This window comes from Litchfieldia salsa (assembly GCF_900104555.1).
Lineage (GTDB): Bacteria > Bacillota > Bacilli > Bacillales > Bacillaceae_L > Litchfieldia > Litchfieldia salsa.
Window position 1 is genome coordinate 1 of record NZ_FNJU01000017.1, and the last position, 21,505, is coordinate 21,505.

The window sequence follows — 21,505 nt, forward strand, 5'->3', positions numbered from 1 at the left end:
CATAAGCCAATCCGTCTAGAAGGTTAAAAAGCAACCTTCCAGCCGGCTCGTCTTATGCCTGTCGCCGATAAGCGGGCGCCTTCCGCTTTTCTTTTTTATGCCATATCCTGTTCAAGTGCTTGTATAATGCTATTGTCTTCACCCATTTTTTTTAGGGCGATTAATGGAAGTTTACGATAGTTCTTCATACTTATTTCATTAAAATAACGAATAGAATCAAAGAAATAACTGCGCTCATTTAGTGCTAATCCTCTAAAATAAAGGTGGAACGCTTTTTGAGATTTTGATAATTCTTCCCAATCTAAGGACTGAAGGATAGACATAGCCTTCATTGAATTTCCTTGCTGGATGTAGTAAAAGGCTACCTCATGAACATCTGATGGGTTTTTACTATCTTTATTCAAATAAGGAGGCTGCTTTCCCCAAAAATTATGAATGAAATTTAAGCTTCGTTTAATTTCGAGAAGTTTAGTATCTTGTCCACAATATTCCATCGCTTTATTAAAGTGGAAGATCGCATTGTCGAAATGGCTAATGATATAGGAGTTGCCAATTTGTATATGTGTTAAACACTTCATAATATCCTGTCCATTGCAGCCAAGAACTAATTGCCCATACCTAAGCATTTCGCTATTTTTTTCAAGATGAACACAAATGGCAGTCATAATAAGACCATATCTTGCAGTATAGCTTTCCTGCACATAAGAATCTTTTATTTTTGAAAGACTTGATTCAACACTTTTTAATTCTTCGTATTGCTCTTGAAAGGGATAGGTGTTAAAAGCACAATATGACCGTTGATAGTTACTGAATATCTTCATTTCCTTCGTTAGTAATGTTAGACTTTGGAGCTGATTTAAAGCATCTTTGGGAGATAGGTCTCCAATGGAAACTCTACGATCGATTCTATAAATCATTGCCCACTCACGATTCTTCCTATTAAAACTTCGAAGCAGCTTCGCGATTATTTCATCTAATAACTCGTCTTGTCGGTTGCAGGATAAGTATTCTAATGCGTATCTTGCTTGTCTTTTGTATGTGGGAATAGACTTGATATAATCACACATCAATTCTATTTCTGAAGAAGGGAATAGTTCTTGTATGATCTTGAGAACTGTCGAAAATTCAAGGACTTCCTTCGTTGAATTGAAATATTTCTTCAGTTGACTATGAGATTTTAACTCAGTACTTTTAAGGAGAACATTAACTAATGAGGCATCACTTTCTATCTTTTTTAAGAGAAGTCTTTTTAAGTCTGACATATCACACCTCAAGTTCATTCTTCGTTATAGCTATTATTATAAGTTGGAAAAGTGCCATACTCAAACATTGTGCATTTGCAGCGCTAGAAAAAAACGAGTGCCTACAAGCGACACTCGTTTCATATTCATCTCTACCACATTAAATAAGTCTTTAAAAAACAATCTTTAAGAAAGGTTGTTTTCGTATAGACTGTTGCTTTAAAAAGCCGCAGGCTGAATACACTCCGCGTCCGGCGGGTGACCAGTGAGCCTCCTCGTCGCCAAAGCTCCTGCGGGGTCTCACATTGGCCACTGGTCCCGCAGGAGTCTACGTGTATTCAGCCTGCTGTAACTACCGTTTTAATTATGTCTAAAACAACAAACTTTGAGAAAACAAGCTATTCATATTATGATTACTTTGATTAAACAGTCTTACTTTTCGTGGACATGTTTGTCTTCAAGGCGCTTCTCGATACGATCTAACTCTGCTTTGTCTTTTAAAAGGTTCTCTTTATTTTCAAGAATTAAAGTCTTTAACGATTTTTTAGTTTGCATTCTTTTTAACATTGATTCATCCTTCTTTCATATAGTTTTCCGGTCATTTTAGAAAATTCATACGGTTCTTGATATCTATCTGTAGTTTTCGGAAATTTTAGATAAGTCTTTAATTCCCGAAAAAAACCTTTCTCCTACAATGGAAAAAGGCACGTAATTGACAAACTGTACCTTTACCGAATGAGGGTAAAGGTCTTGCTAACAACAATCATGTTGCCAACAAAGCCGAGGGCATACACCCCGTGATGACGACTTTGATGTAAAAGCTACTCCCCTTTAGGAGACTCATAAATTTCTTCCTTAAATAGTATATAAATTTTAAAATATTTTGTCAATTAAATGTAAAAAAACACGATCGAGAACGAGTGTGTACTAAAATACAATCAAGACTGTAGTTTCATTATATGTGAAAACGATTACAATTAATAGTCTTCAAAAAAGTAACTTGTTACAATTTTGTGAACACGAGAGGTCTGTTTAGGTGACGCCTTCAATGACACAGCACGGCTTCAGCCCGAAGTGGTCCTTGAGGCGCCTCTCTACAAGCATCGATATTAATTATCACTCATTTAAGAAGCGCTTAATTTCCTGTTTATTTAGCTCCTTATCAATTTCTAATACAGCTCCTGCATGACGGTAGGTCGTATTTGTGAAAGAACCATTAACCGGTACTCGTAATGCTTCGATATGATTCGGTGGGTGTAGGATAAAGTCTTTAATAAGCCCCATTACTTCCATTGTCTTTAGGTTGGTTTCAATGTAAGGCTGTACAGTTCTAACGATTCTGGGAAGCATGGCTAATCCGTTAATGCTTGTTATTTCATCCTTCAAAGCAGTAATAACTTGCTGCTGCCGTCTAACTCGCCCGAAATCTGCTTCGGCATCTGCCCTAAATCTCGAATAACCAAGCAGTTCTTTGCCGTTTAAGTTTTGTATTCCTGGTTGAAGGGAGACATCAATATATTCAGACATAGCCTTTTCAACATTGATTTCAATGCCCTTCGGTGCAAGGGCATCAACTGCTTTTTCAAAGCCTTTAAAATCAATGATGGCATAATAGTGTAAATCGATATCAAGGTTTAGTTTGAGAGTCTGTCTTAATAACTCAGGTCCACCTAAAAAGTAAGCGGTGTTTATTTTATAATTTCGATAGTCTGGGATTTCGGCATAGATATCTCTCATGACTGAGATGAGTTTTGCACTCTCATTTTTAGGGTCAAATTGTGCGATCATAATTGTGTCTGTTCGGGATTGTTCTTCATCACGAGCATCTATGCCAAGTAAAAGGACATTTACCTTCCCAAGGGTATTATCTATTGTTGTTCCATTGAATTCGTCGGTTTCTTTTGTTTTTTGTATGTTTATTTTGGGTTCTTCTTTTACCTGGATTTCTTTTGCTGAAGAATTTAAACCTTTTGTATATTGACTATATCCATAAGCAGTTATAGCTAGGATACAGATTGAAAACAGCATGATTATCATGAGAATTCTTTTTTTTCTTTTGGGGTGAGTCATAGATTACCTCCACTTATTCCGTACTTTCAGATACCTGAATATAGGTGTAATGTAGTGATCATTCGCTCCAGTCCGTTCGCGTCCGGCGGGCGGGCGGTGAGCCTCCTCGTCGCAAGCTCCTGTGGGGGCGCGCTTGCCCGTGCATCCCGCAGGAGTCTCACGGGCTTCCGCTCATTCAAATTCGTACAAAGAATCGCGTCAATCAGAAAGTATTGTGATCATTCGCTCCAGTCCGTTCGCGTCCGCGTCGATATCCTCTTTTTTCTTAGAGGATTCTTTATCTTTTAAGATTGTTATACCCTGTAAAATATGTAGCTTAACCTTTTCTTGATTGGTCGAGTTAAGTTTGATTGTCTGAGGGTCGAAGCCATGTTTTGTCAGAATGGTCATGGGGCCTTCCTCGTGTCGGTGGGTTACAGTCTTTTCAACAGAACCATCCATGTTAAATATGGTCGTGCGAAGATACTTTTTTTCCTCATCATACACATCCATTATTGCAATTACTGATAGTGCTTTTTTTTCTTTATTGTAATTTGTAAGTGCATTCACTTTAATGATTTCTTGCTTTTCTGTTCGGTCAATATAGACTAAAACATTTTCTCCGGTCAAATTACAAGAGGTGAGAAGGGGTAACATTAAAATGGTTATTAAGATGAGGACGATTCGTGCAGGCATGTAACTTCCTCCTACGGAATTTGTTTTCGGGTTCAGGATTGGTAGTTAATAGTATGAACGAAATGAACGAATCCTATGTTGAAAAAGAAAATTTATTAAGGTAAGACTAAAGAAGCATGCATAGAATAGGTCTGATATCTCATACTATGAACATTAGTAAAGGAAGCTGAGGGTTATATACATCATGACAATAAAAAAGAAATATTCCAGTTTACCTTTTGTAATTCTTTTTATCCTTCATTCACTGTTACTTCTGTATGCCTTTTATAAAAAGAGCAAAGAAGACAGACGAAATATGTTCTTATTGTTATTATCCAATATAGGGATTGCCTATATCTTTGAATATCCTATTTTAAACGTGTATCGTGCATACAGATACAAACCAAAGATTTTAAAAAATAACCTTTTAGACAATGTTTTGGGTGCTGTTATTTCTCAAGGGATTATTGTCCCGTTTACAGCAGTATTTTTAACAGCATTTAATTTTGGAAAAAAGGGGAAGATTCTCTTTTCGATGTACTACTTTTTTATTGAGAGGCTTTTCGTGAAGCTGGGCATATATAAGCAGTATTGGTGGAAAACCATCTATACACCCATTCTCATCTATTGTTATTTTGGCATTTCTAACCTTTGGTATAATCAAATTAAGAAGGGAAATTCAAATGTTTTAGCAATTACCCACTTTTTTTGTGTAAATGTTGTCTCAATAAATTTCTTATTTGTTTTAGCCATCATGAAAAAAATAAAATTTGGTTTTGGAAAGGTTTCGTCGTGGCACGAACATTTTCTCATTGTACCTGTCTACTCTATCTTATTAAGCTTTCTTGCGGTTTTAAGTGTGAAAAAAGGTGGTTTTAAGCCTAAAATAATCATATTTTTAATCGATCTTCTAATTGATCTCCTGTTATGGAAGCTTAACATTCTGAAGGTTAAACTAAACGCTTTGTTTTTCTTCCTTTTAAGGCATGTTTTAACCATATATTGTGCTGTTTTCTTCCGTAAATTAGTGTATATGGGAAAAGGAAGGGTATAAATTGAATCTAATAGTAGTAGGCTGTTTTCGTATAGATTGTTGCTTGTAAAGCCGCAGGCTGAACACACTCCGCGTCCGGCGGGTGACCAGTGAGCCTCCTCGTCGCTAAAAGCTCCTGTGGGGTCTCACTTTGGCCACTGGTCCCGCAGGAGTCTACGTGTATTCATCCTGCTTTTAACTAGCATTTCAAATGTTTGTCTAAAACAACAATATTCAGCCTCATAATAAAAACGTTCATCACTAAAGGGATGAACGTTTTTACTATGTAAACTTACTTCGGAATTATAACAGTCACCTTAGTTCCTTTGCCAGGTCGAGACTCAATGTGGGCTTCACCTTGAACACCTCTAGCACGCTCTTCGATGCTAAATAAACCAACACCTTTATTATTCGTTGAACGAATGAAGCCTTTTCCTTGATCAAGAATTGTTACTTCAACATGTGAATCCTTATCGATCATGCTGACGCTAGCCTCAGAAACATCTGCATATTTCCCGATATTCGTTAGCGCTTCCTGAATCACTCGATAGATGGCAGTTTCTTTCTGTATCTCAATTCGTTTACGAAGGTTCGTGTCAAAGTGAACGTGAATTCCGTAATGCTGTGAATAGTTATCTATGTATTTGCGGATAGCTGGTACAACACCTAAATCATCTAAGACAGAAGGGCGCATTTCCCATGCTAGCCCACGCACTTCTTCAATCACATATACGACTTCTTGGCGTAGGCGCTGCAATCCTTTAGGTTCTTCTTCTTCATTAATCATTTGATCCATTTGTATTAATAAAGAGAATAAGCTTTGGCCAATTCCGTCATGTAATTCGCGAGAAAAACGTTTTCGTTCCTCTTCCTGAATGACGATTACCTTATTCATCATTTGCTTTAACTCTTCTTCGACACTCTTAAGCTTTGTTACTTCACTACGAACAGCTAAATATTGATAGGGCTTACCATGCTCATCAAGAAAGGGTACGATCGTTGTGTTAACCCAATAGTAAGATCCATCCTTTGCTCGGTTTTTTATTTCGCCACGCCATACCTCACCTTTAGCAATCGTGCTCCATAAGTCTTGCATAAATTCTTTTGAATGATGACCAGAATTGATAATTCGATGATCTTTGCCAATCAATTCATCATATCCGTACTTTGAAATTTCACAAAACTTATTGTTTACATATTGGATTTTCCCTAATTTATCAGTTACCGCAACAATCGAAGACTCATCTAAAGCAAATTTTAAATCTGTTAGTTGTTCAAGAGAATGCTTTAACTGACTTCTAAATTCTGTTTCACTAATATGATCATCAAGATTTGAGAGTAGTTCAATGACATCTGGTCCAACATTATTTACAAGCTGCTTTAAACGCTCCTGTTTATTCAAAGTGAAGCAACCCTTTCTTCATTGCGTATTTAACCAATTCATGTCGGGACTTAATGCCGAGCTTCTCCATTAAATTACTTTTGTGGGACTCGACTGTTTTTACACTAATAATTAAATTTTCAGCTATTTCTTTATTAGAATAGCCCTTTGCAATCCATTCTAGGATTTCCTTTTCCCGGTCGGAGAGTAGCTCGAACGTACTTGACGAATCACCTTTTTTCATCCGGTCCATATACTCACTCATTAATTTTCTCGTTGCATTTGGGTTCAAATAGGCGTTACCTGTCGCAACAGAGGTAATCGCAGCGATGAGTTCTTCATGTGGAGCACTTTTTAAGATATATCCAGAGGCACCTGCATGAATGGCGCGGAATAAATACTCTTCATCATCATGCATCGTTAAGATTAAAATGGCGATGTCAGGCATCAGTTCCTTTAGTTCTTTTGTGGCTGTTAAACCATCTTTGCCATGTGGCATGCTTAAATCCATTAAGATGACATCCGGCTTTAATATTGAAGCCTTTTCAATCGCTTCATTCCCATCAGCAGCTTCACCAATGACTTCCATCTCGTTCTTTCCATTTAGTAGCATCATTAATCCTGATCTAACCACAACATGATCATCAACGACTATTAATTTAATCATTATTTCACCCCTCAAACCTACACATCACGTTAACTGTGATATTCGTCACTTACGTCTATCATAGTCAAAAAAAAGAATCCTATCAATAAGGATTCTCTAATTGGTTCATTTTCATGAGGTACACGTCCAATTTATGAGGTGTAAAGAGTAATTATCCACTTTGTTGATTCAGAGTCTGATTGGTACTTCCTATTTTACTAGCCATTTGGAGAATCCAATTAATATCTTGTTCTGTATAGATTTTTCGAGTACGAGAGCCTGTAAGTAAGACACCTCTTGTTTGACCATTGAATTTCACTGGGACTGCAACCGCAGCCTGTAGATTTTCAGCTAGCATGATTGGATATTCTAATCGCTTTGTCTGAAGATCAAGTACAGAGTCATCTAGAATCATTAACCGATCTGCTCGAATAACTAATCCAGCTAATCCCTTTCCAGGTCTACCTTGCATGCTTTTATAACGTTCATTATGGTTACCGGACACATAAGTCCATTGAATCGCGAATGATTCCTTATAGAGACAAGCCAATGCGGAAAAATCACTTGATGTCTTGTGTCGAATCTCATTCAATTGTTCATTTATATAAACATTCAACTGTTCCATGTTCTTCTCTCCTTGGCTAGAGACCATCCTCTGCCCTAAGGGTTTGCTTACTTCTCTCATTTTAATCCTTTTTATGCTAAAAGTAATTCAGGGAATTCCCCTAAAGTTTATTCCTATTTAGCGGAAAACCGGGCAAATATCAGGAATATATGGCTTTTCTATGAACAGACCTAAGAATAATCAGCATATTACCCTAAGGGAAATGGATACCTAAATTTCAGGAGATATCCCGATTACACAATTTAGACACAGACGATATGATAAAGCTACAAAGTTTTAACAAAGGGGATGACTTGGAAATGGCAATGGTTATTCAAAACAACATTCAATCACAAGGTTTTGTAGATACATTTAATGGAGATATTAGTTCTTTCTTATCTATAGATAATTTTAATAAATTAAAAGAAATCATGCGTCCGAAAGTAGTAAAGGCTGGAACCCATTTATTCTGGGAAGGTGAAAAAGCTGAGAAGATGTACTTTATAAACTCGGGGCAAATTAAACTTCGTACATCCACCGAAGCTGGTAAGGAATTCCTTTTAGGTATTAAAGAAGAAGGAAGCTTACTTGGAGAATTTGGTGGCTGTGATGATCAGGTCTTTTATACGTATCGAGCAGAAGTAACTGAGTCTGGAGAGGTTAGTTCAATCTTAGTTAGTGATTTGAAAAAGCTACTTTATCAATTTGGTAACTTTGCAGTTGAGTTTATGAATTGGTTAGGGTGGATGAACCGAGTTACACAAACAAAGTTACATGATGTTTTATTCTATGATAAATCAGGAACACTCGCATCTACTCTTCTAAGAATGAGTCATAGTTATGGAGTGAAATGTAGTGATGGCATTCTACTTAATATTGAACTAACGAATAAGGAAATTGCAGATTTTATTGGGTCCACAAGAGAAAGTGTTAACCGATTATTGAATTCTTGGAGAAAAGCAGGATTCATCGATATCATTGGAAAACAAATCGTCATTATTCGTCCTGAGGAACTGTATTCGCTATGTGACAGTCTTTCTTGTTAATTGAAAAAAGGTAGAGCCCGTTGATTGGAACGGAAGGTATGTGACTCCTGCGGGATGCGCAGGAAATCCCATGAGACCGTAGGATAAAGAGGTTCATCCCTGCACCAAGGAAAGCACATACCTGGAGTGCAAATCAACCTAACCTAGTCAAATAGCAAAATAGTTTACGAAGCCAAAAAATAAATGGGTTTAAACCTGGAGGTGGCAAGGTGGATCTTTTACAAGGATTATTATGGGTTGCATTACCTTATTCATCAATTGCAATATTAGTCATGGGCTTCATATGGCAATATGATAGCAAAGAACAGTATAAGGAAGATCTTTTTTCTTATTTCTTGTGTTGGAAGAATATAAGTGTTTTCTTACTAATCGGTATACTGATTGGAACTGGTGTGTATTCTGTCTTCATATTGCATACACAAATCAACGCATTTGAATGGCTATTAAGTTTAGTTTATCTTAATCCAAGCTTACACTTAATAGAAGCAACACCTTTAATATTCAAGATTCACTTAGTCAGTCTTTGCACACTGTTTATTTTCTTGCCATTTACAAAGTATATTAAAGTGATCAATTCCCTATTTAAACATAGAAATCTAGTAGCACTTCCGGTTTTCTTTTTATTACTTAATATATATTTATAAAAAAGTAGTAGCATACTAGTTACTACTTTTTTGTGTAAAGATTTCAGAAAATTGCCTTCATTTAGTGTATACTTTATAAAAAGAGGATTTTTAACTTTTTTGTAGAAAAATGTATGTTAATACTGTTTGAACTTGGTGAGGGGATTATGAATGAATACAACTCAGCGAATTGGTGATTTAAGAAAATCCTTTATCGCACTAAATGAAGACTTAGAAATCATTTATTGTAATACAGAAACAGAGACCATTTTTAACCTGCCAGTTGATTTTATCATTGGAAAAGAAATTTTTGAAATGATTCCAGACATGCAATTTTCTTCATATATCAAGGAATTGATAAGCGCGATTCATAACAAGTCGCTATTGCAGTTTCAGGAATACATTCCTCAACTGAACAGATGGTTAGAATTCAGTACCTATCCAGGGATGTTTGGTTCGAACATTTTTATTGTCGATATTACACATGAAGTATTGAAAGATAAAATATTAGTAGGACAAAAGCTCATTCTTGAAAAGATTACAACAGGTAAGCCATTAATTGATGTTTTACATAAAATTGTTGAATTTATAGAGGGGCTTTTAGGGAGTGGTTATTGTTCGGTGTTATTACCAGACAAATCTGGAGAATGTCTGCAAGTGAGAGCTGCCCCATCGTTACCAGAATCGTTTGTTCAAAAAATGAAAAATATAAGAATTGGTCCTAATTCGGTAGGGTGTGGGAAAGCAGCTTATTTGAAAGAGAAGGTATTCACAAGTGACTTTATGGCTGACCCGTTGTATTCTCCAGTTATGGAAGAAATCAAAAAAGCAGATCTTAAATCATGTTGGTCGATCCCTATCCTTGATTCAGAAGAAAAGCTACTTGGTACATTTGCAATCTATTATGAAGATGTTCACCGATTAAACGAAATTAACTTACAATTAATCGAATTATCATGTTATTTATGTAGTATTGCGATTGCGAAGGAACGAACATATCAGCAAAAAGCATCTGATACAGAAGTACAATATAGTATTATTGCAGAAAATATGACAGATTTAATAAAAGTCGTCGATAAAAACTTTATCGTTCAATATTGTTCCCCATCGGTTAAGTCTTTGCTTGGATTTGAAGTGGAGGAAATTGTTGAATCACAATCACTATACTTGATTCACCCAGAAGACATCTCAAAGGCAGTTAGTGTATGTAATCAAGTTTTTGCAACGAAACTGAACCAAAAGATAGAATATCGAACCCGAAATTCTGAGGGCAAATGGATTTATTTCGAAGCAGTTTTATCTCCATTTAATCATAAAGATGGTCAAGTTGAGCAAGTTCTTATTGTTTCAAGGGATATTTCTGAACGGAAACAATCAGAAAGAATCCGTAAACAACGAGAACAACGCTACAAGTCCCTATTCATGCATAACCCGGATGGAGTCTACTCTTTGGATCTAAATGGAAGGTTCGTTAAAATTAATGATGAACTTCTTAAGATAACCGGCTATTCAAGGTCGGAACTAATACAAATGGAATCTCCTTTATTTATTATGGAAGAGGATCATAACCGGGTTTGCACTCATTTTCAGAAGGCATTAAAGGGTGACTCTCAACACTATGAGTTAACGATTCAACAAAAAGGCGGGAAAAAGGTCTATTTAAATGTTAAGAATATGCCGATTAGGGTGGATGGTGAAATTGTTGGTGTATATGGAATCGCTAAGGATGTAACTGAACAGCAGGAAGCACTTGAAGCACTTGAAAAATCTGAAATGAAGTTCAGATCTGTTGTGGAATCCGCGTCAGAGGGTATTATTATTACGGATGAAGAACTAAAAATCTTATCATGGAACAAAGGTGCAGAAGCCATCTTTGGATATACCTCAGAGGAAGCAATTGGTGAAAATTTAGCACTTGCCGTTTCAAAGGAATTCTTAAAAAAGTATCCTAAATTGAGCAAACAGTTTGTTAGTAAGCCGTATGAATCATATGTTGGAAAAGCGTTTGAACTTAAAGGATGCACTAAAAGCGGTGAGGAAACCCCTCTTGAGGTGTCTTTGAATTATTGGCAAACAGGGGATAAGAAATATATAAGTGCCATTATCAGAGATATAAGTGATCGAAAAAAGGCTGAACATGCTTTACAGAAAAGTGAGGAAAAATACCGTCGTTTGATAGAAAATTTACCTGAAGCAATGATCATTATAAATGAAAAAAGATTAATGTTTGCGAATAAAAAAGTGGTTGAGCTTTTTGGGACCAACACAAAAGAAGAGCTTTATAGACATTCGATTTTTGATATCATTGACCCAGACTATCATTTTGTGATTGATGAAATTAAAGGTGCAATCTGTGAAAAATATGTCGTCGAGAACATGGAGGTGCGTTTTGTCACTCCTTCAGGTGGGATACTTGATGTACAAGTGAATGCCGTTCCTACCATTTATGAAGGTGAGAAAGCAGCCCAAATTATTCTTAGAGATATTACAGAGCTTAAGAGAAGTAAAGAGTTACTCCTTAATGCAGAGAAGCTTTCGGCAGCAGGAGAGTTGGCTGCTGGCATTGCACATGAGATTCGAAATCCTCTAACTAGCATCAAAGGATTTATACAGCTTGCTAACACATCTGATCTAAATCAAGAGAGATACTTTCCAATTATTTTAACAGAAATAGAACGAATTAATTCGATCATTAGTGAGTTATTACTTTTAGCCAAGCCGAAGAAAACGGAATTCAAAAAGATGAGTTTTCGTGCCAGCGTTTTGGATATGCTAAAACTCTATTCGCCTCAAGCAATTTTACATAATATCGAGCTTATCGAACAAATTGAGGTAGACGATTCTGAGATCATAGGTCATGAAAGCAAACTCAAGCAGGTTTTCATCAATTTATTTAAAAATGCATTAGAAGCTATGCCAAATGGTGGAGCACTTATTATTCAGTTAAAAGGAAATCATAAATCGCTGACGTTGACTATTAAGGATAATGGTCAGGGAATCCCTGCGAAGGTTTTGCCTAAGCTAGGTCAACCCTTTTTTACAACTAAGGAGAAGGGGACAGGGCTTGGACTTGCTACTTGCTTTAGTATCATCGAAAACCATAAGGGAACAATGGTTATTAATAGTGAAGAAAATAAAGGGACAGAAATAAAGATTACGCTCCCAAGATTAATAGTAAACTAATATGAAGAGATTTGGTTGGGTGGTGTATTGCACTACCTTTATTTTTTTGACCTAGCTAGTAGATTAGATATTCAAAGTTTGCGGAATTCCATTCGCTACGAACCACTCCCTTTCCTTAGAGCTGCGTGAGGCTCCTCCTCTCCGGATACCATTAGCACCTAGGAGAGGGGAATAAGCGGTTACATAATTGGATTCATTGTACTTATTACTATTGGTTAAATTGCTCAAGAAATGTCTCGAGTTGTTTCTTCTTTTTTTGTTCGTAGAGGAGTCTGAATTCGACTGCGTCTTCTATTGAGTATCCATTATTTTTTAATTCTGTCTTCATCTCTTCATAAATTCTGCTGAATTCTTGATCTGTTTCATCTTCTAAATCCTTAAATTCCTGGTAGTAGTCTGTCATAGATAATAATGATTGGTTTTCTATGCCTTTTTCCTGGAATTCATCAAATACTGCTACCATTAGATTTAACAATCTTGTTGAGGTAGTTTCTTCTAGCTTCGTAAAAAGTGACCTATACTTCTGTTTAATTTCTTCTAAACCATCATCATTTTTTAAGTTAACGATATCTTCTTCGATGAAAGTTGATTGATTTAGTACAGCTTGGCTTGGGCTATCTTTTCGGATACTAGAATCAATGGTACGGGAAGGAGAATTTGCCATAGACTTTGGTTTGAAATCGATTGATAAAAGTACAACAAATAAGACGATTTGGACAATCAGAATACCAAGCATTATTTTTTTCATACTTTCACCTCCACTATCTATCATTCTTGACAGAGGGAAGGGGGTTTAAACGTAAATGTGTTCATTCAATACACAAAAAAAGGCCGAAAAGATTCGCCCTTTTAACCGTTCGACAATGGTTCATTTTTAATGAATTTTTCTGCGTAGTTTTTTTCAATCATTTTGATAAAGGGTTCAACGAATACTGGGTCAAACTGTTCTCCAGCACATCTTCTTAACTCCAAAATACCCTCGCGAAACGACTTGGTTTTTTGATAAGGACGTTCAGTGGTCATTGCATCAAACGAATCAATAATACATAAGATTCTTGCAAGCTTCGGGATGTTTTGTCCTCTTAGCCCACGTGGATAACCTTTGCCATCATAACGTTCATGATGCAATTCAACAAGTGGGAGTAATGCATCAAATTTCTTGTTAGAACCGATAATTTCTTTCCCAAAGGTAACATGCTTTTTTATCATTTCCCATTCAGATTGTTCAAGCTTTTCTTTTTTGTTTAGGATATCTCTTGGAATCTCAAGTTTACCAATGTCATGGATTAAAGCCCCAAGTACAAGGGTTTTCTTTTCTCCCTCGGAAAGATCAAGGTAATTACTTAGGTCCATAGCATATTGAAATACCCGTTTACTATGTCGGTAGGTATAAATATCTTTAGCCAGGAATATTTTCAATTGCTGTTCTGCATCCTCAAGGTCTCTTTCAGCAATGGCTGGAGACTGTGGATTAGCTTCTAAGCATTCAGAATAAACATGTACAATATTTTTACCTTGAGCTTTTGAATGGTACATGGCTTTATCAGCTTTTTGTAAGAGTTCAGATGAATTATATACTCCACTTTCATACTCAACAATTCCTGCTGAAAAAGACAGACATCCATATGGTAATGCTTCAACACCAGTAAAGTATGTGTCATTTACCTTTTTTCTTAAATCATTTATGAAAAGAAATGCCTCTGAACTTGAAGTATTTGGTAATAATATTGTAAATTCTTCTCCGCCATATCTAGCGACGATATACTTACTAGCCTTTGCTTCTTGTTCCAAAAGCTGTCCAAAGAAAGTGAGCAAAGAGTCACCTTGGATATGCCCGTAGAGGTCATTATATTTTTTAAAGTCGTCAATATCTAGTAATGCAACATTCAACGTCGATTGATTTTCATGGACGTTGGCGATCTGCTTTTCTAGAAGTTCTTTGAAATAGCCGTGATTGTTAAGTCCTGTTAGATAGTCTTTGTTAGCTTTCTCTAATGTGGCTTGATAGAGCTTATAATGTTCATCAAAAGCGAATGATAGAAGCATTGCTATGCATACAAATAGGAAAAGACCAAAGAATTTTTCATAATCTAAAAGAATACCTAGAATAATTGCCAAAAGCATGGTTGTAAAATAACTTGCTAAAAAGGTCTTATCGCTGCTTATTCTTCTGAGGATATTCTCAATAGTATTCGAGCCTTCCAATATAAAATATAAAATAACTAAAAATATATTCACTATAAAGTATGAAGCTAATGAAATAATATAAGGAAAGAGATTATCTGTGTTAATTTGTCCAATTGTACCACCTGAAAACAAAAAGAGCTCGTAAGCAACATTAATCATTATTATATAAATAGAGAAGTTAAATATTTGATTATACCAAGATATTTTTTGTTGATAGAAGAAGAAGATTAAGCTAATAGTGATTAATACGTATAGGGTCAATTCCATTCCGAATAAATATAGACTAGCTAGGTAGATGGCAGAATCCATTGATATGATATTATCTCTTGGAGGTATATAAATTGTAAAATAATTGAGCAAAGCTAATGATCCTACAAGAGCAAAAATTATCACCCAATTGGGAATTGATATTTCAGCAGTCAGTAGATAATTTATAGAGATAAAAATACTCACTAGGAATATAGTTGCAAGGTAGCCTTTAATTTTTATGTTCAACAGTGACATTATTTAATCAACTCACAATATAAAAATGGGTGGGAAAAAGTAAGTTTTACTTTCTCCCACCTTATTATACACTTTAGCCTGCAATTTTCCACCCTGAAGTGAAAGCTAGAATCAGTGAACCAAATATGATAGCGTTTAATAAAATGCCTGTTAATTTTGTACCCTCAAACTTTTTCATCTAATTGTTCACCTCCTTTAAATCAGATACACTTGCGCTTTCCTGCTTACGAGCTTTGTGCACCATAATATACTGTATAAATTGAAATCCTCCGATGTTCATCACGACATCTCCAATACTAATTACTTGCGTTTTTGGATATGGTGAGGAAAGGGGAATGATATCACCTAGGAAACCAAGTCTTGTTGCATCAGTTAAAAGAGTATGTTTAGCGTAAAGTTCCTCTTTTAGGATCTCGAGGTACATTGGATCGAGCACAGCGGCAGCTTCTGCTGAAACGGGCATTCGGCCTCCATTTAGTACCATCACAATGAAATTTAAAAACACACCTATAAGAATGACATTAAAGCCTTTGTGATCTCGATTAACATAGAGAAAAACCATTCCTACAATGTAGACAGCCATGAAGATGAAACCACTTATTTGTCCTAGAAATTCAATGCTGTTTTGTAAAAAGTATACAGATAACTGAATAATTAAAAATACCGGGAAGATCCAACCCCATTTTAGTTTCAAGGTTGAAAATGCTTGAAGATTACCTTTGCGCAATAGCGCAATGATAAATGATAAGATAATTCCATCGAAAACCATCTATTGCTCACCTACTAGTTTGTTAGTTGACTTAAAGAATTATAATAAAGAAGAAATAGAAATTTGGTAGGATAAATTTATTATTTTATTAGATTTATAATATCTATATAGTCTTCTAAATGCAACAAAATTTGCTAGTATTCGGTAAATTCATACAAATTCCCTATTGGTTTTGTCAAATTTATAGGTATATTTTACCTATTGTTCAAAAATATTCAAGTTTATAATTTTAGTACTATTATAATGGTATATTGGGTAAAATTAAGGTTTCAAAGAATCCATGGTAGTTTATCCCTATATATTATGTATTATATAATAAAACGAATTGTAGGAGTTTGTCGTAATTGGTCGACTTTTATCGTAGAAATCTATCCTTTGTGAACAATAGTATCGTTTCTAGTATTTCTTCTTACTTCTATTATAGTATTTTGGTTTTTACAATATTTATAGCGAACAATTGCAAAACTTATACGAAAACCAGCCTTAATAAAAAGCGATCCCCATTATAGATAGAGAGATCGCTTTTACTCATCTTAGTTTTTCTTAGTAACAGCAGAGTTGTTAACATTAAGATGTTCTTTTAATTTAGTTGATAATCCTATTCGTGTTTCTTCTGGAACAATCAGGTAATAGATCCCGTTTATTTTCTGACCACTTCCACTAACCTGCAGTTTTTCAAGGCTGTGGCGTGCATCCTTATAATTCTTTTGAATGTCGAACATTTCTGATAACGTCAAATTTGTTTTTACATTTTGACCAATAATTGAAAGCATATCATCAAATTTAGAAATGGACGAGAAGGATGCACCTTCTTCAATGACTGCTTGGATGATTTGTTTTTGTCGATCTTGTCGCCCGAAATCTCCACGAGGATCTTCATATCGCATTCTAGAATAGGCAAGTGCTTTTTTTCCATCTAGCGTAATTTCACCTTCATTGAACGTATAGCCACTGTAATCAAATGCAAACCCATTATTAACTGTTACGCCACCAACAGCATCCACAATATCCTGAAAACCTTCCATGTTTACTTTTACAAAGTAATCGATCGGAATATCTAAGAAATTCTCAACTGTGTCCATTGCCATTTCAACACCACCAAATGCGTATGCATGATTGATTTTATCATCAAACCCTCGACCAATAATCTCTGTACGTGTATCCCGGGGGATGCTTACCATTTGCATCGATTTGGTACTAGGATTTACCGTCATTACAATCATCGTATCTGATCGTCCACGATCATTTTTACGTTCGTCAACACCGAGAATTAACACGGAAATGGGATCTTGTTCCTCAAACTGAACTTCTTCTACTCGTTTTTCAGAAACCACACGCTCAATTGGCTCGTGAATACTTTCGATGGTCCGCTCAACCGAACTATATAGTGTATAAGCATAGATACTTATTCCAATAAAAAAAGCTCCAAAGACGCTCAATAAAATGGTTAGCCACTTTCTCTTTTTAGACCATTTGCTCAAATTTAATCTTCCTTCCATTCATTTACAATTGATATCAAGAATTATATAGGTTTATAATCTATGAGACAATGAAAATATTTACCGATGTTGGATTTAAATAACAAGACTTTTAATACAAAAATATGGAAATTTTGTGATAGTATATAAAATAAGAAGAATAGGAGTGGTTTAATTGAAAAGATTGATGAAGGGACTATTGCCTTGTTTGTTTCTATTAACTGTTCTAACGGCCTGTAAAGAAGAACCGAGCCCTGAGGTCGCATTTAAAGAATATGTGGGTCAATGGGAAAAGAAGAACTTTGAAAAGATGTATACACAATTAACAACAGCGAATAGAGAGCAAATGACGAAAGAAGAATTTGCTGAAAGATACACAAAAATTTATGGTGATATTGAAGTTTCAGATTTATCTGTAGAGTACATACCGACTGAAGAAGAACTAACTCCTGATGAAAATGGAGAGATTGTCCTACCTTATAAAATTTCAATGGAGACTGTTGCTGGTCCGATTGAATATAGTCATAATGTCACTTTAGTTCAAGAAGAAATAGATAAAGAAAAACAATGGCTAGTAAGCTGGAATCCATCCATGATCTTTTCGGTAATGGAGGAGGGAGATGAAGTGAAATTGACGTTCACATCTCCTATACGTGGTGAAATTGTTGACAGGTATGATCGGGGCTTAGCGATCAATGGCGAAGTATATGAAGTTGGCGTTGTTCCTGAAGAAATTGATGAAACTAGGTTGGATGAGCTTGCTGAAAAGCTCGGTATTTCTAGAGAGTCTATTGATCAAAAAATGAATGCTTCTTGGGTACAGCCTAATTATTTTGTTCCCATAAAAAGACTATCTACTGATCAGCAGGTATTCTTAACAGAACTCGCCACCTCCTTTAAGGGAGTTAGAACTCAAAGGGTTCCTTCAAGGGTTTATCCTTACAAGGAGACAACTGCAAATCTTGTTGGCTATATAACTTCAATTACACAAGAGGATTTAGATAAATTAGAAGGTAAAGGCTATACAAGTACAGATGTGTTAGGAAAAAAAGGCCTGGAAATGGTGTTTGAAGAGAAACTAAGAGGCGAAATGGGTGTTAGAATCTATATTAAAAAGAAGGATGAAAATGAAGAGGAGTTTACACTCGTTTCTAAGCCCGCGAAAGATGGTGAAACGATTAAGGTCGCCATTGATATCGAAGTTCAGCAACTCCTATTTGAACAATTAAAGGATGGTAACGGTGCAGCAGCTGCGATTCATCCGCTTACTGGTGAAACACTAGCACTTGTGAGTAGTCCTTCATTTGATCCAAATGATTTCGTTCTTGGTATCTCAACAGAAAAGTGGAAAGAGTTATCTGAGAATCCGAACCAACCATTAATTAACCGTGTAGGTTATGCTTATGCACCAGGATCAACCATAAAGCCAATTACAGCAGCGATTGCTCTTGAAAATAACGTAATTACACCTGAACAAACGATGGATATCACAGGGACAACTTGGGCTGATGATTCTTGGGGCGGATATAAAATCACACGGGTTACTGATACAGGAAAACCTGTTAACTTGAGAGACGCACTTGTTTATTCGGATAATATCTATTTTGCGCAAACAGCACTTGAAATTGGTGCTGATCGATTAGAAGTCGGACTAAAGAACTTCGGTTTTGCAGAAACCTTACCATTTGAATATCCTTTCTATGATTCATCGATTTCAAATGAAGGATTAAGTCGGGATGTATTGGTGGCAGATACGGGCTATGGCCAAGGAGAAGTACAAATGAGTCCACTTCATTTAGCAATCACGTATACTCCATTCCTGAATGAAGGAGATTTATTGAAACCAAGATTAGTCTTTGGTGAAGAGAACACTCCTGAAATTTGGCGTGAAGATGTCATTTCACCTGAAACGGCAACCATTATTCGAAATGACTTGGTCGCAGTTATTGAGGATCCAAATGGCACTGGGAAAGCTGCTAAGATTGATGGGTTAACTTTAGCAGGTAAAACTGGAACTGCTGAACTTAAAACGAGTCAAGGGGAACAGAATGGAAAAGAAAATGGATTATTCGTAGCTTTTGACACGGAGTCACCAGAATTATTAATTGCCATGTTAATTGAAGGTGGAGGAAGTAGTCAGGTAGTGCCGAAAGTGAAAAAGGTGTTTGAAGATATACTTATGAGACCTGAAGGCCAGTAAGGTCTTCTTTTTTTATGGTGAAAATTTGAAATTGATGAAATTTCTTGTCAAAGTAAGGTATTCATATATACAATTTCCGGGGAAATTTTACATAATAAGCTCACTTGGAGTAAAATACCAGTCGATATGTTGTATAATAGAGGCGAAAAGTGAAGAAAAAGTAGAAATTGATTTGAATAATGAACTGTTCTTTTATTGATTATTTTGTATCATACAGGAAACGCTAGAATAATGAGAATTAGAAAGGATTCCTTAGTAGTGAGGGGTCTTTTTTAGATAGTGAGGAGAAGTGGATTTAGAGTGAGTATTAAAAGAGGAGTTTTACTCGTTTGTATTGTTATATTTCTATGTCCAGTAAAAAGTTACGCGGAAAAAATAGTGGTAATCGATCCAGGTCATGGTGGCATCTTTTCAGGCACTTGTGGGTATTCAGGGAACCAAACAGGCTACTGTGAAAAAGATGCGAATCTATCTGTAGCGTTAATTCTTCAGAATCTGTTAAGTAACAGTGATATAGATGTTTATCTTACCCGTACAACTGATACTGAATTTTCTCCATATTTACACAATAAAGAGGGAGAATCTATTGGGGGAGATTTGGAAATTCGGATTAATAAAGCAAATGAATATGTACAAGGAGAAAATGATAATAGTATTTTTATATCAATCCATCATAATGCCAATTCTACAAATCCATTTATTCGTGGAATTGAAACATATTATTATGATGGGTTAAATCATTTTAATCCAAAGTGGCCACATGACCCTATGCAATTAACCTACTTAGGAGATAATTTACGCCTTGCTCAGACGATACACCCTCGATTAGTGAATTTTCTAGGTTTACCGAACCGAAAGATTCATAATGACGAAAGCTTTTATGTCATTCGTAATGCTCAAATGCCTGCCGTGTTGGTCGAACTAGGTTACATGATCAATCGGAATGAAGAGAAAATTATTAAAACTAAAGAGTTTCAGCAAAAGGCCGCAGAAGCTTTGGCTGAAGGGATAAAGAGGTATTTTCAGGCTTATGATGTGTTGGATAATAATAACCAGAAAATTGCCACATTTGATGAATTCACTTCTGCATTAATATTTATGGGGTTGGTAGAAGAGTCTGTGAAGATTTTTAATAAGGATACACAGGAATTCGTATTTGAAAGACCATCAAGTGAGGTGCTAAGTGTTAATTAAGCGTTTGTTTAAAATCTGGATCAATAGTAAGGAAGAGATAAATGAGAGCATTCGTATATTTTATAATACCCATTATGTTCATTTTAGTTGCCTGCACAAATACAAATACTCCAAGATCAGATTATACATCTGAGTACAAAGAAGATGAAGCTAGTGAAGGAACCGTGGTTGAGGGAAAATTTAACTTATCAACTTACCGTCCGGAAATTGATACTGTGAGAACTTATTCAAATGCTGGAGAGGAAATCTATGTACATAAAATAGTAGCTGCCAATGAAGAGTTGATTCAAATGACAATATACCTTAGTGGTGCTCCTACAACCCAAGTATATAGGTGGACAGAAGATGAGATTGTTTTAATATATGAAGACTCCACGCTTTCTAACCACTCAGAAGATATACTAGATGATGTACCAACTACAAGTGCGGTTGAAACAGTGTTTAACCTTAAAGGAGATGCAGATTGGGAGTTAGTAGACACCAATCAGACACTTAATGTCCCATATGGAGCATATAGAGATGTTATAGTAGCAAGAAAAGTCACAGATGAAGTAGAGGGTGCAGAAACCATTCATACAAGGTATTATGCGCCTGGCTTAGGCTTAGTAAAGGAAACATATGAAGTGAAAGGGGATAGGGGATACTCTGATGGAGCTGAGTTGGAAAAGGTTGAATAACATCTTGTGAATGAT

General features: G+C 35.8%; 18 protein-coding genes. 7 read left to right on the forward strand and 11 right to left on the reverse strand.

Annotated features, from left to right (window positions below; genetic code table 11):
• Window positions 1–95: 95 nt before the first annotated feature.
• The 4 genes from BLQ56_RS20655 to BLQ56_RS20670 form a co-directional block, all read right to left on the reverse strand.
• Window positions 96–1,262 (reverse strand): AimR family lysis-lysogeny pheromone receptor, encoded by a 1,167-nt coding sequence (locus tag BLQ56_RS20655; protein WP_090859129.1) that lies wholly within the window; start codon window positions 1,260–1,262, stop codon window positions 96–98.
• A gap of 411 nt (window positions 1,263–1,673) precedes the next feature.
• Window positions 1,674–1,808, reverse strand: a complete 135-nt coding sequence (locus BLQ56_RS20660; RefSeq protein ID WP_090859132.1) for an FbpB family small basic protein — start codon at window positions 1,806–1,808, stop codon at window positions 1,674–1,676.
• 549 nt (window positions 1,809–2,357) lie between these two features.
• Complete coding sequence (locus BLQ56_RS20665) at window positions 2,358–3,311, reverse strand: LCP family protein (protein ID WP_090859134.1); 954 nt, start codon at window positions 3,309–3,311, stop codon at window positions 2,358–2,360.
• 198 nt (window positions 3,312–3,509) lie between these two features.
• Window positions 3,510–3,986, reverse strand: a complete 477-nt coding sequence (locus BLQ56_RS20670; RefSeq protein ID WP_090859137.1) for a hypothetical protein — start codon at window positions 3,984–3,986, stop codon at window positions 3,510–3,512.
• Window positions 3,987–4,170: 184 nt separating this feature from the next.
• Between BLQ56_RS20670 and BLQ56_RS20675 the strand changes: the two genes are divergently transcribed.
• The gene (locus BLQ56_RS20675; protein ID WP_090859140.1) at window positions 4,171–5,019 is read left to right on the forward strand and encodes a hypothetical protein; all 849 of its coding nucleotides are present in this window, start codon (window positions 4,171–4,173) and stop codon (window positions 5,017–5,019) included.
• A gap of 271 nt (window positions 5,020–5,290) precedes the next feature.
• Here BLQ56_RS20675 and BLQ56_RS20680 read toward each other — a convergent pair whose 3' ends face one another.
• The 3 genes from BLQ56_RS20680 to BLQ56_RS20690 all read right to left on the reverse strand — a co-directional run bounded on the left by BLQ56_RS20680 (window position 5,291) and on the right by BLQ56_RS20690 (window position 7,650).
• A complete protein-coding gene (locus tag BLQ56_RS20680; protein ID WP_090859143.1) occupies window positions 5,291–6,400 on the reverse strand; it encodes a sensor histidine kinase in 1,110 nt (369 codons plus the stop codon).
• Entirely contained in the window at window positions 6,393–7,046 is a 654-nt protein-coding gene (locus tag BLQ56_RS20685) for a response regulator (protein ID WP_090859145.1), read from the reverse strand. Before BLQ56_RS20685 ends, BLQ56_RS20680 begins: the two co-directional genes overlap by 8 nt.
• Window positions 7,047–7,197: 151 nt before the next feature.
• Complete coding sequence (locus tag BLQ56_RS20690) at window positions 7,198–7,650, reverse strand: GAF domain-containing protein (protein WP_175490403.1); 453 nt, start codon at window positions 7,648–7,650, stop codon at window positions 7,198–7,200.
• A 299-nt stretch (window positions 7,651–7,949) separates the two neighbouring features.
• On the opposite strand from BLQ56_RS20690, the gene BLQ56_RS20695 reads away from it, so the two are divergent.
• From BLQ56_RS20695 to BLQ56_RS20705, 3 genes are all read left to right on the forward strand, one after another.
• A complete protein-coding gene (locus BLQ56_RS20695; protein WP_175490404.1) occupies window positions 7,950–8,675 on the forward strand; it encodes a Crp/Fnr family transcriptional regulator in 726 nt (241 codons plus the stop codon).
• Between the two features lie 209 nt (window positions 8,676–8,884).
• On the forward strand, window positions 8,885–9,319 hold the full coding sequence (locus BLQ56_RS20700) for a respiratory nitrate reductase subunit gamma (protein ID WP_090859153.1): 435 nt from the start codon (window positions 8,885–8,887) through the stop codon (window positions 9,317–9,319).
• Between the two features lie 150 nt (window positions 9,320–9,469).
• A complete protein-coding gene (locus BLQ56_RS20705; RefSeq protein ID WP_090859156.1) occupies window positions 9,470–12,481 on the forward strand; it encodes a PAS domain S-box protein in 3,012 nt (1,003 codons plus the stop codon).
• Window positions 12,482–12,689: 208 nt separating this feature from the next.
• Here BLQ56_RS20705 and BLQ56_RS20710 read toward each other — a convergent pair whose 3' ends face one another.
• From BLQ56_RS20710 to tagU, 4 genes are all read right to left on the reverse strand, one after another.
• Window positions 12,690–13,229: a hypothetical protein gene (locus tag BLQ56_RS20710; RefSeq protein ID WP_090859159.1), complete on the reverse strand. Its 540-nt coding sequence runs from the start codon at window positions 13,227–13,229 to the stop codon at window positions 12,690–12,692.
• Between the two features lie 101 nt (window positions 13,230–13,330).
• On the reverse strand, window positions 13,331–15,172 hold the full coding sequence (locus BLQ56_RS20715; RefSeq protein WP_090859162.1) for a diguanylate cyclase: 1,842 nt from the start codon (window positions 15,170–15,172) through the stop codon (window positions 13,331–13,333).
• Between the two features lie 178 nt (window positions 15,173–15,350).
• Window positions 15,351–15,941 (reverse strand): DUF5317 domain-containing protein, encoded by a 591-nt coding sequence (locus BLQ56_RS20720; protein ID WP_090859165.1) that lies wholly within the window; start codon window positions 15,939–15,941, stop codon window positions 15,351–15,353.
• A gap of 533 nt (window positions 15,942–16,474) precedes the next feature.
• Entirely contained in the window at window positions 16,475–17,440 is a 966-nt protein-coding gene (gene tagU / locus BLQ56_RS20725) for a polyisoprenyl-teichoic acid--peptidoglycan teichoic acid transferase TagU (protein ID WP_090859168.1), read from the reverse strand.
• Between the two features lie 154 nt (window positions 17,441–17,594).
• Between tagU and BLQ56_RS20730 the strand changes: the two genes are divergently transcribed.
• The 3 genes from BLQ56_RS20730 to BLQ56_RS20740 all read left to right on the forward strand — a co-directional run bounded on the left by BLQ56_RS20730 (window position 17,595) and on the right by BLQ56_RS20740 (window position 21,490).
• Entirely contained in the window at window positions 17,595–19,619 is a 2,025-nt protein-coding gene (locus BLQ56_RS20730) for a penicillin-binding transpeptidase domain-containing protein (RefSeq protein ID WP_090859171.1), read from the forward strand.
• Between the two features lie 300 nt (window positions 19,620–19,919).
• Window positions 19,920–20,813, forward strand: a complete 894-nt coding sequence (locus BLQ56_RS20735) for an N-acetylmuramoyl-L-alanine amidase family protein (RefSeq protein ID WP_175490405.1) — start codon at window positions 19,920–19,922, stop codon at window positions 20,811–20,813.
• Between the two features lie 41 nt (window positions 20,814–20,854).
• Window positions 20,855–21,490 (forward strand): hypothetical protein, encoded by a 636-nt coding sequence (locus BLQ56_RS20740; protein WP_090859178.1) that lies wholly within the window; start codon window positions 20,855–20,857, stop codon window positions 21,488–21,490.
• The last annotated feature ends 15 nt before the right edge of the window (window positions 21,491–21,505 follow it).

Coding starts and splice junctions, on each gene's coding strand:
- BLQ56_RS20655 (WP_090859129.1), bottom strand. CDS start 1,262: ATGTCAGACTTAAAAAGACTTCTCTTAAAAAAGATAGAAAGTGATGCC.
- BLQ56_RS20660 (WP_090859132.1), bottom strand. CDS start 1,808: ATGTTAAAAAGAATGCAAACTAAAAAATCGTTAAAGACTTTAATTCTT.
- BLQ56_RS20665 (WP_090859134.1), bottom strand. CDS start 3,311: ATGACTCACCCCAAAAGAAAAAAAAGAATTCTCATGATAATCATGCTG.
- BLQ56_RS20670 (WP_090859137.1), bottom strand. CDS start 3,986: ATGCCTGCACGAATCGTCCTCATCTTAATAACCATTTTAATGTTACCC.
- BLQ56_RS20675 (WP_090859140.1), top strand. CDS start 4,171: ATGACAATAAAAAAGAAATATTCCAGTTTACCTTTTGTAATTCTTTTT.
- BLQ56_RS20685 (WP_090859145.1), bottom strand. CDS start 7,046: ATGATTAAATTAATAGTCGTTGATGATCATGTTGTGGTTAGATCAGGA.
- BLQ56_RS20690 (WP_175490403.1), bottom strand. CDS start 7,650: ATGGAACAGTTGAATGTTTATATAAATGAACAATTGAATGAGATTCGA.
- BLQ56_RS20695 (WP_175490404.1), top strand. CDS start 7,950: ATGGCAATGGTTATTCAAAACAACATTCAATCACAAGGTTTTGTAGAT.
- BLQ56_RS20705 (WP_090859156.1), top strand. CDS start 9,470: ATGAATACAACTCAGCGAATTGGTGATTTAAGAAAATCCTTTATCGCA.
- BLQ56_RS20710 (WP_090859159.1), bottom strand. CDS start 13,229: ATGAAAAAAATAATGCTTGGTATTCTGATTGTCCAAATCGTCTTATTT.
- BLQ56_RS20715 (WP_090859162.1), bottom strand. CDS start 15,172: ATGTCACTGTTGAACATAAAAATTAAAGGCTACCTTGCAACTATATTC.
- BLQ56_RS20720 (WP_090859165.1), bottom strand. CDS start 15,941: ATGGTTTTCGATGGAATTATCTTATCATTTATCATTGCGCTATTGCGC.
- tagU (WP_090859168.1), bottom strand. CDS start 17,440: ATGGAAGGAAGATTAAATTTGAGCAAATGGTCTAAAAAGAGAAAGTGG.
- BLQ56_RS20740 (WP_090859178.1), top strand. CDS start 20,855: ATGAGAGCATTCGTATATTTTATAATACCCATTATGTTCATTTTAGTT.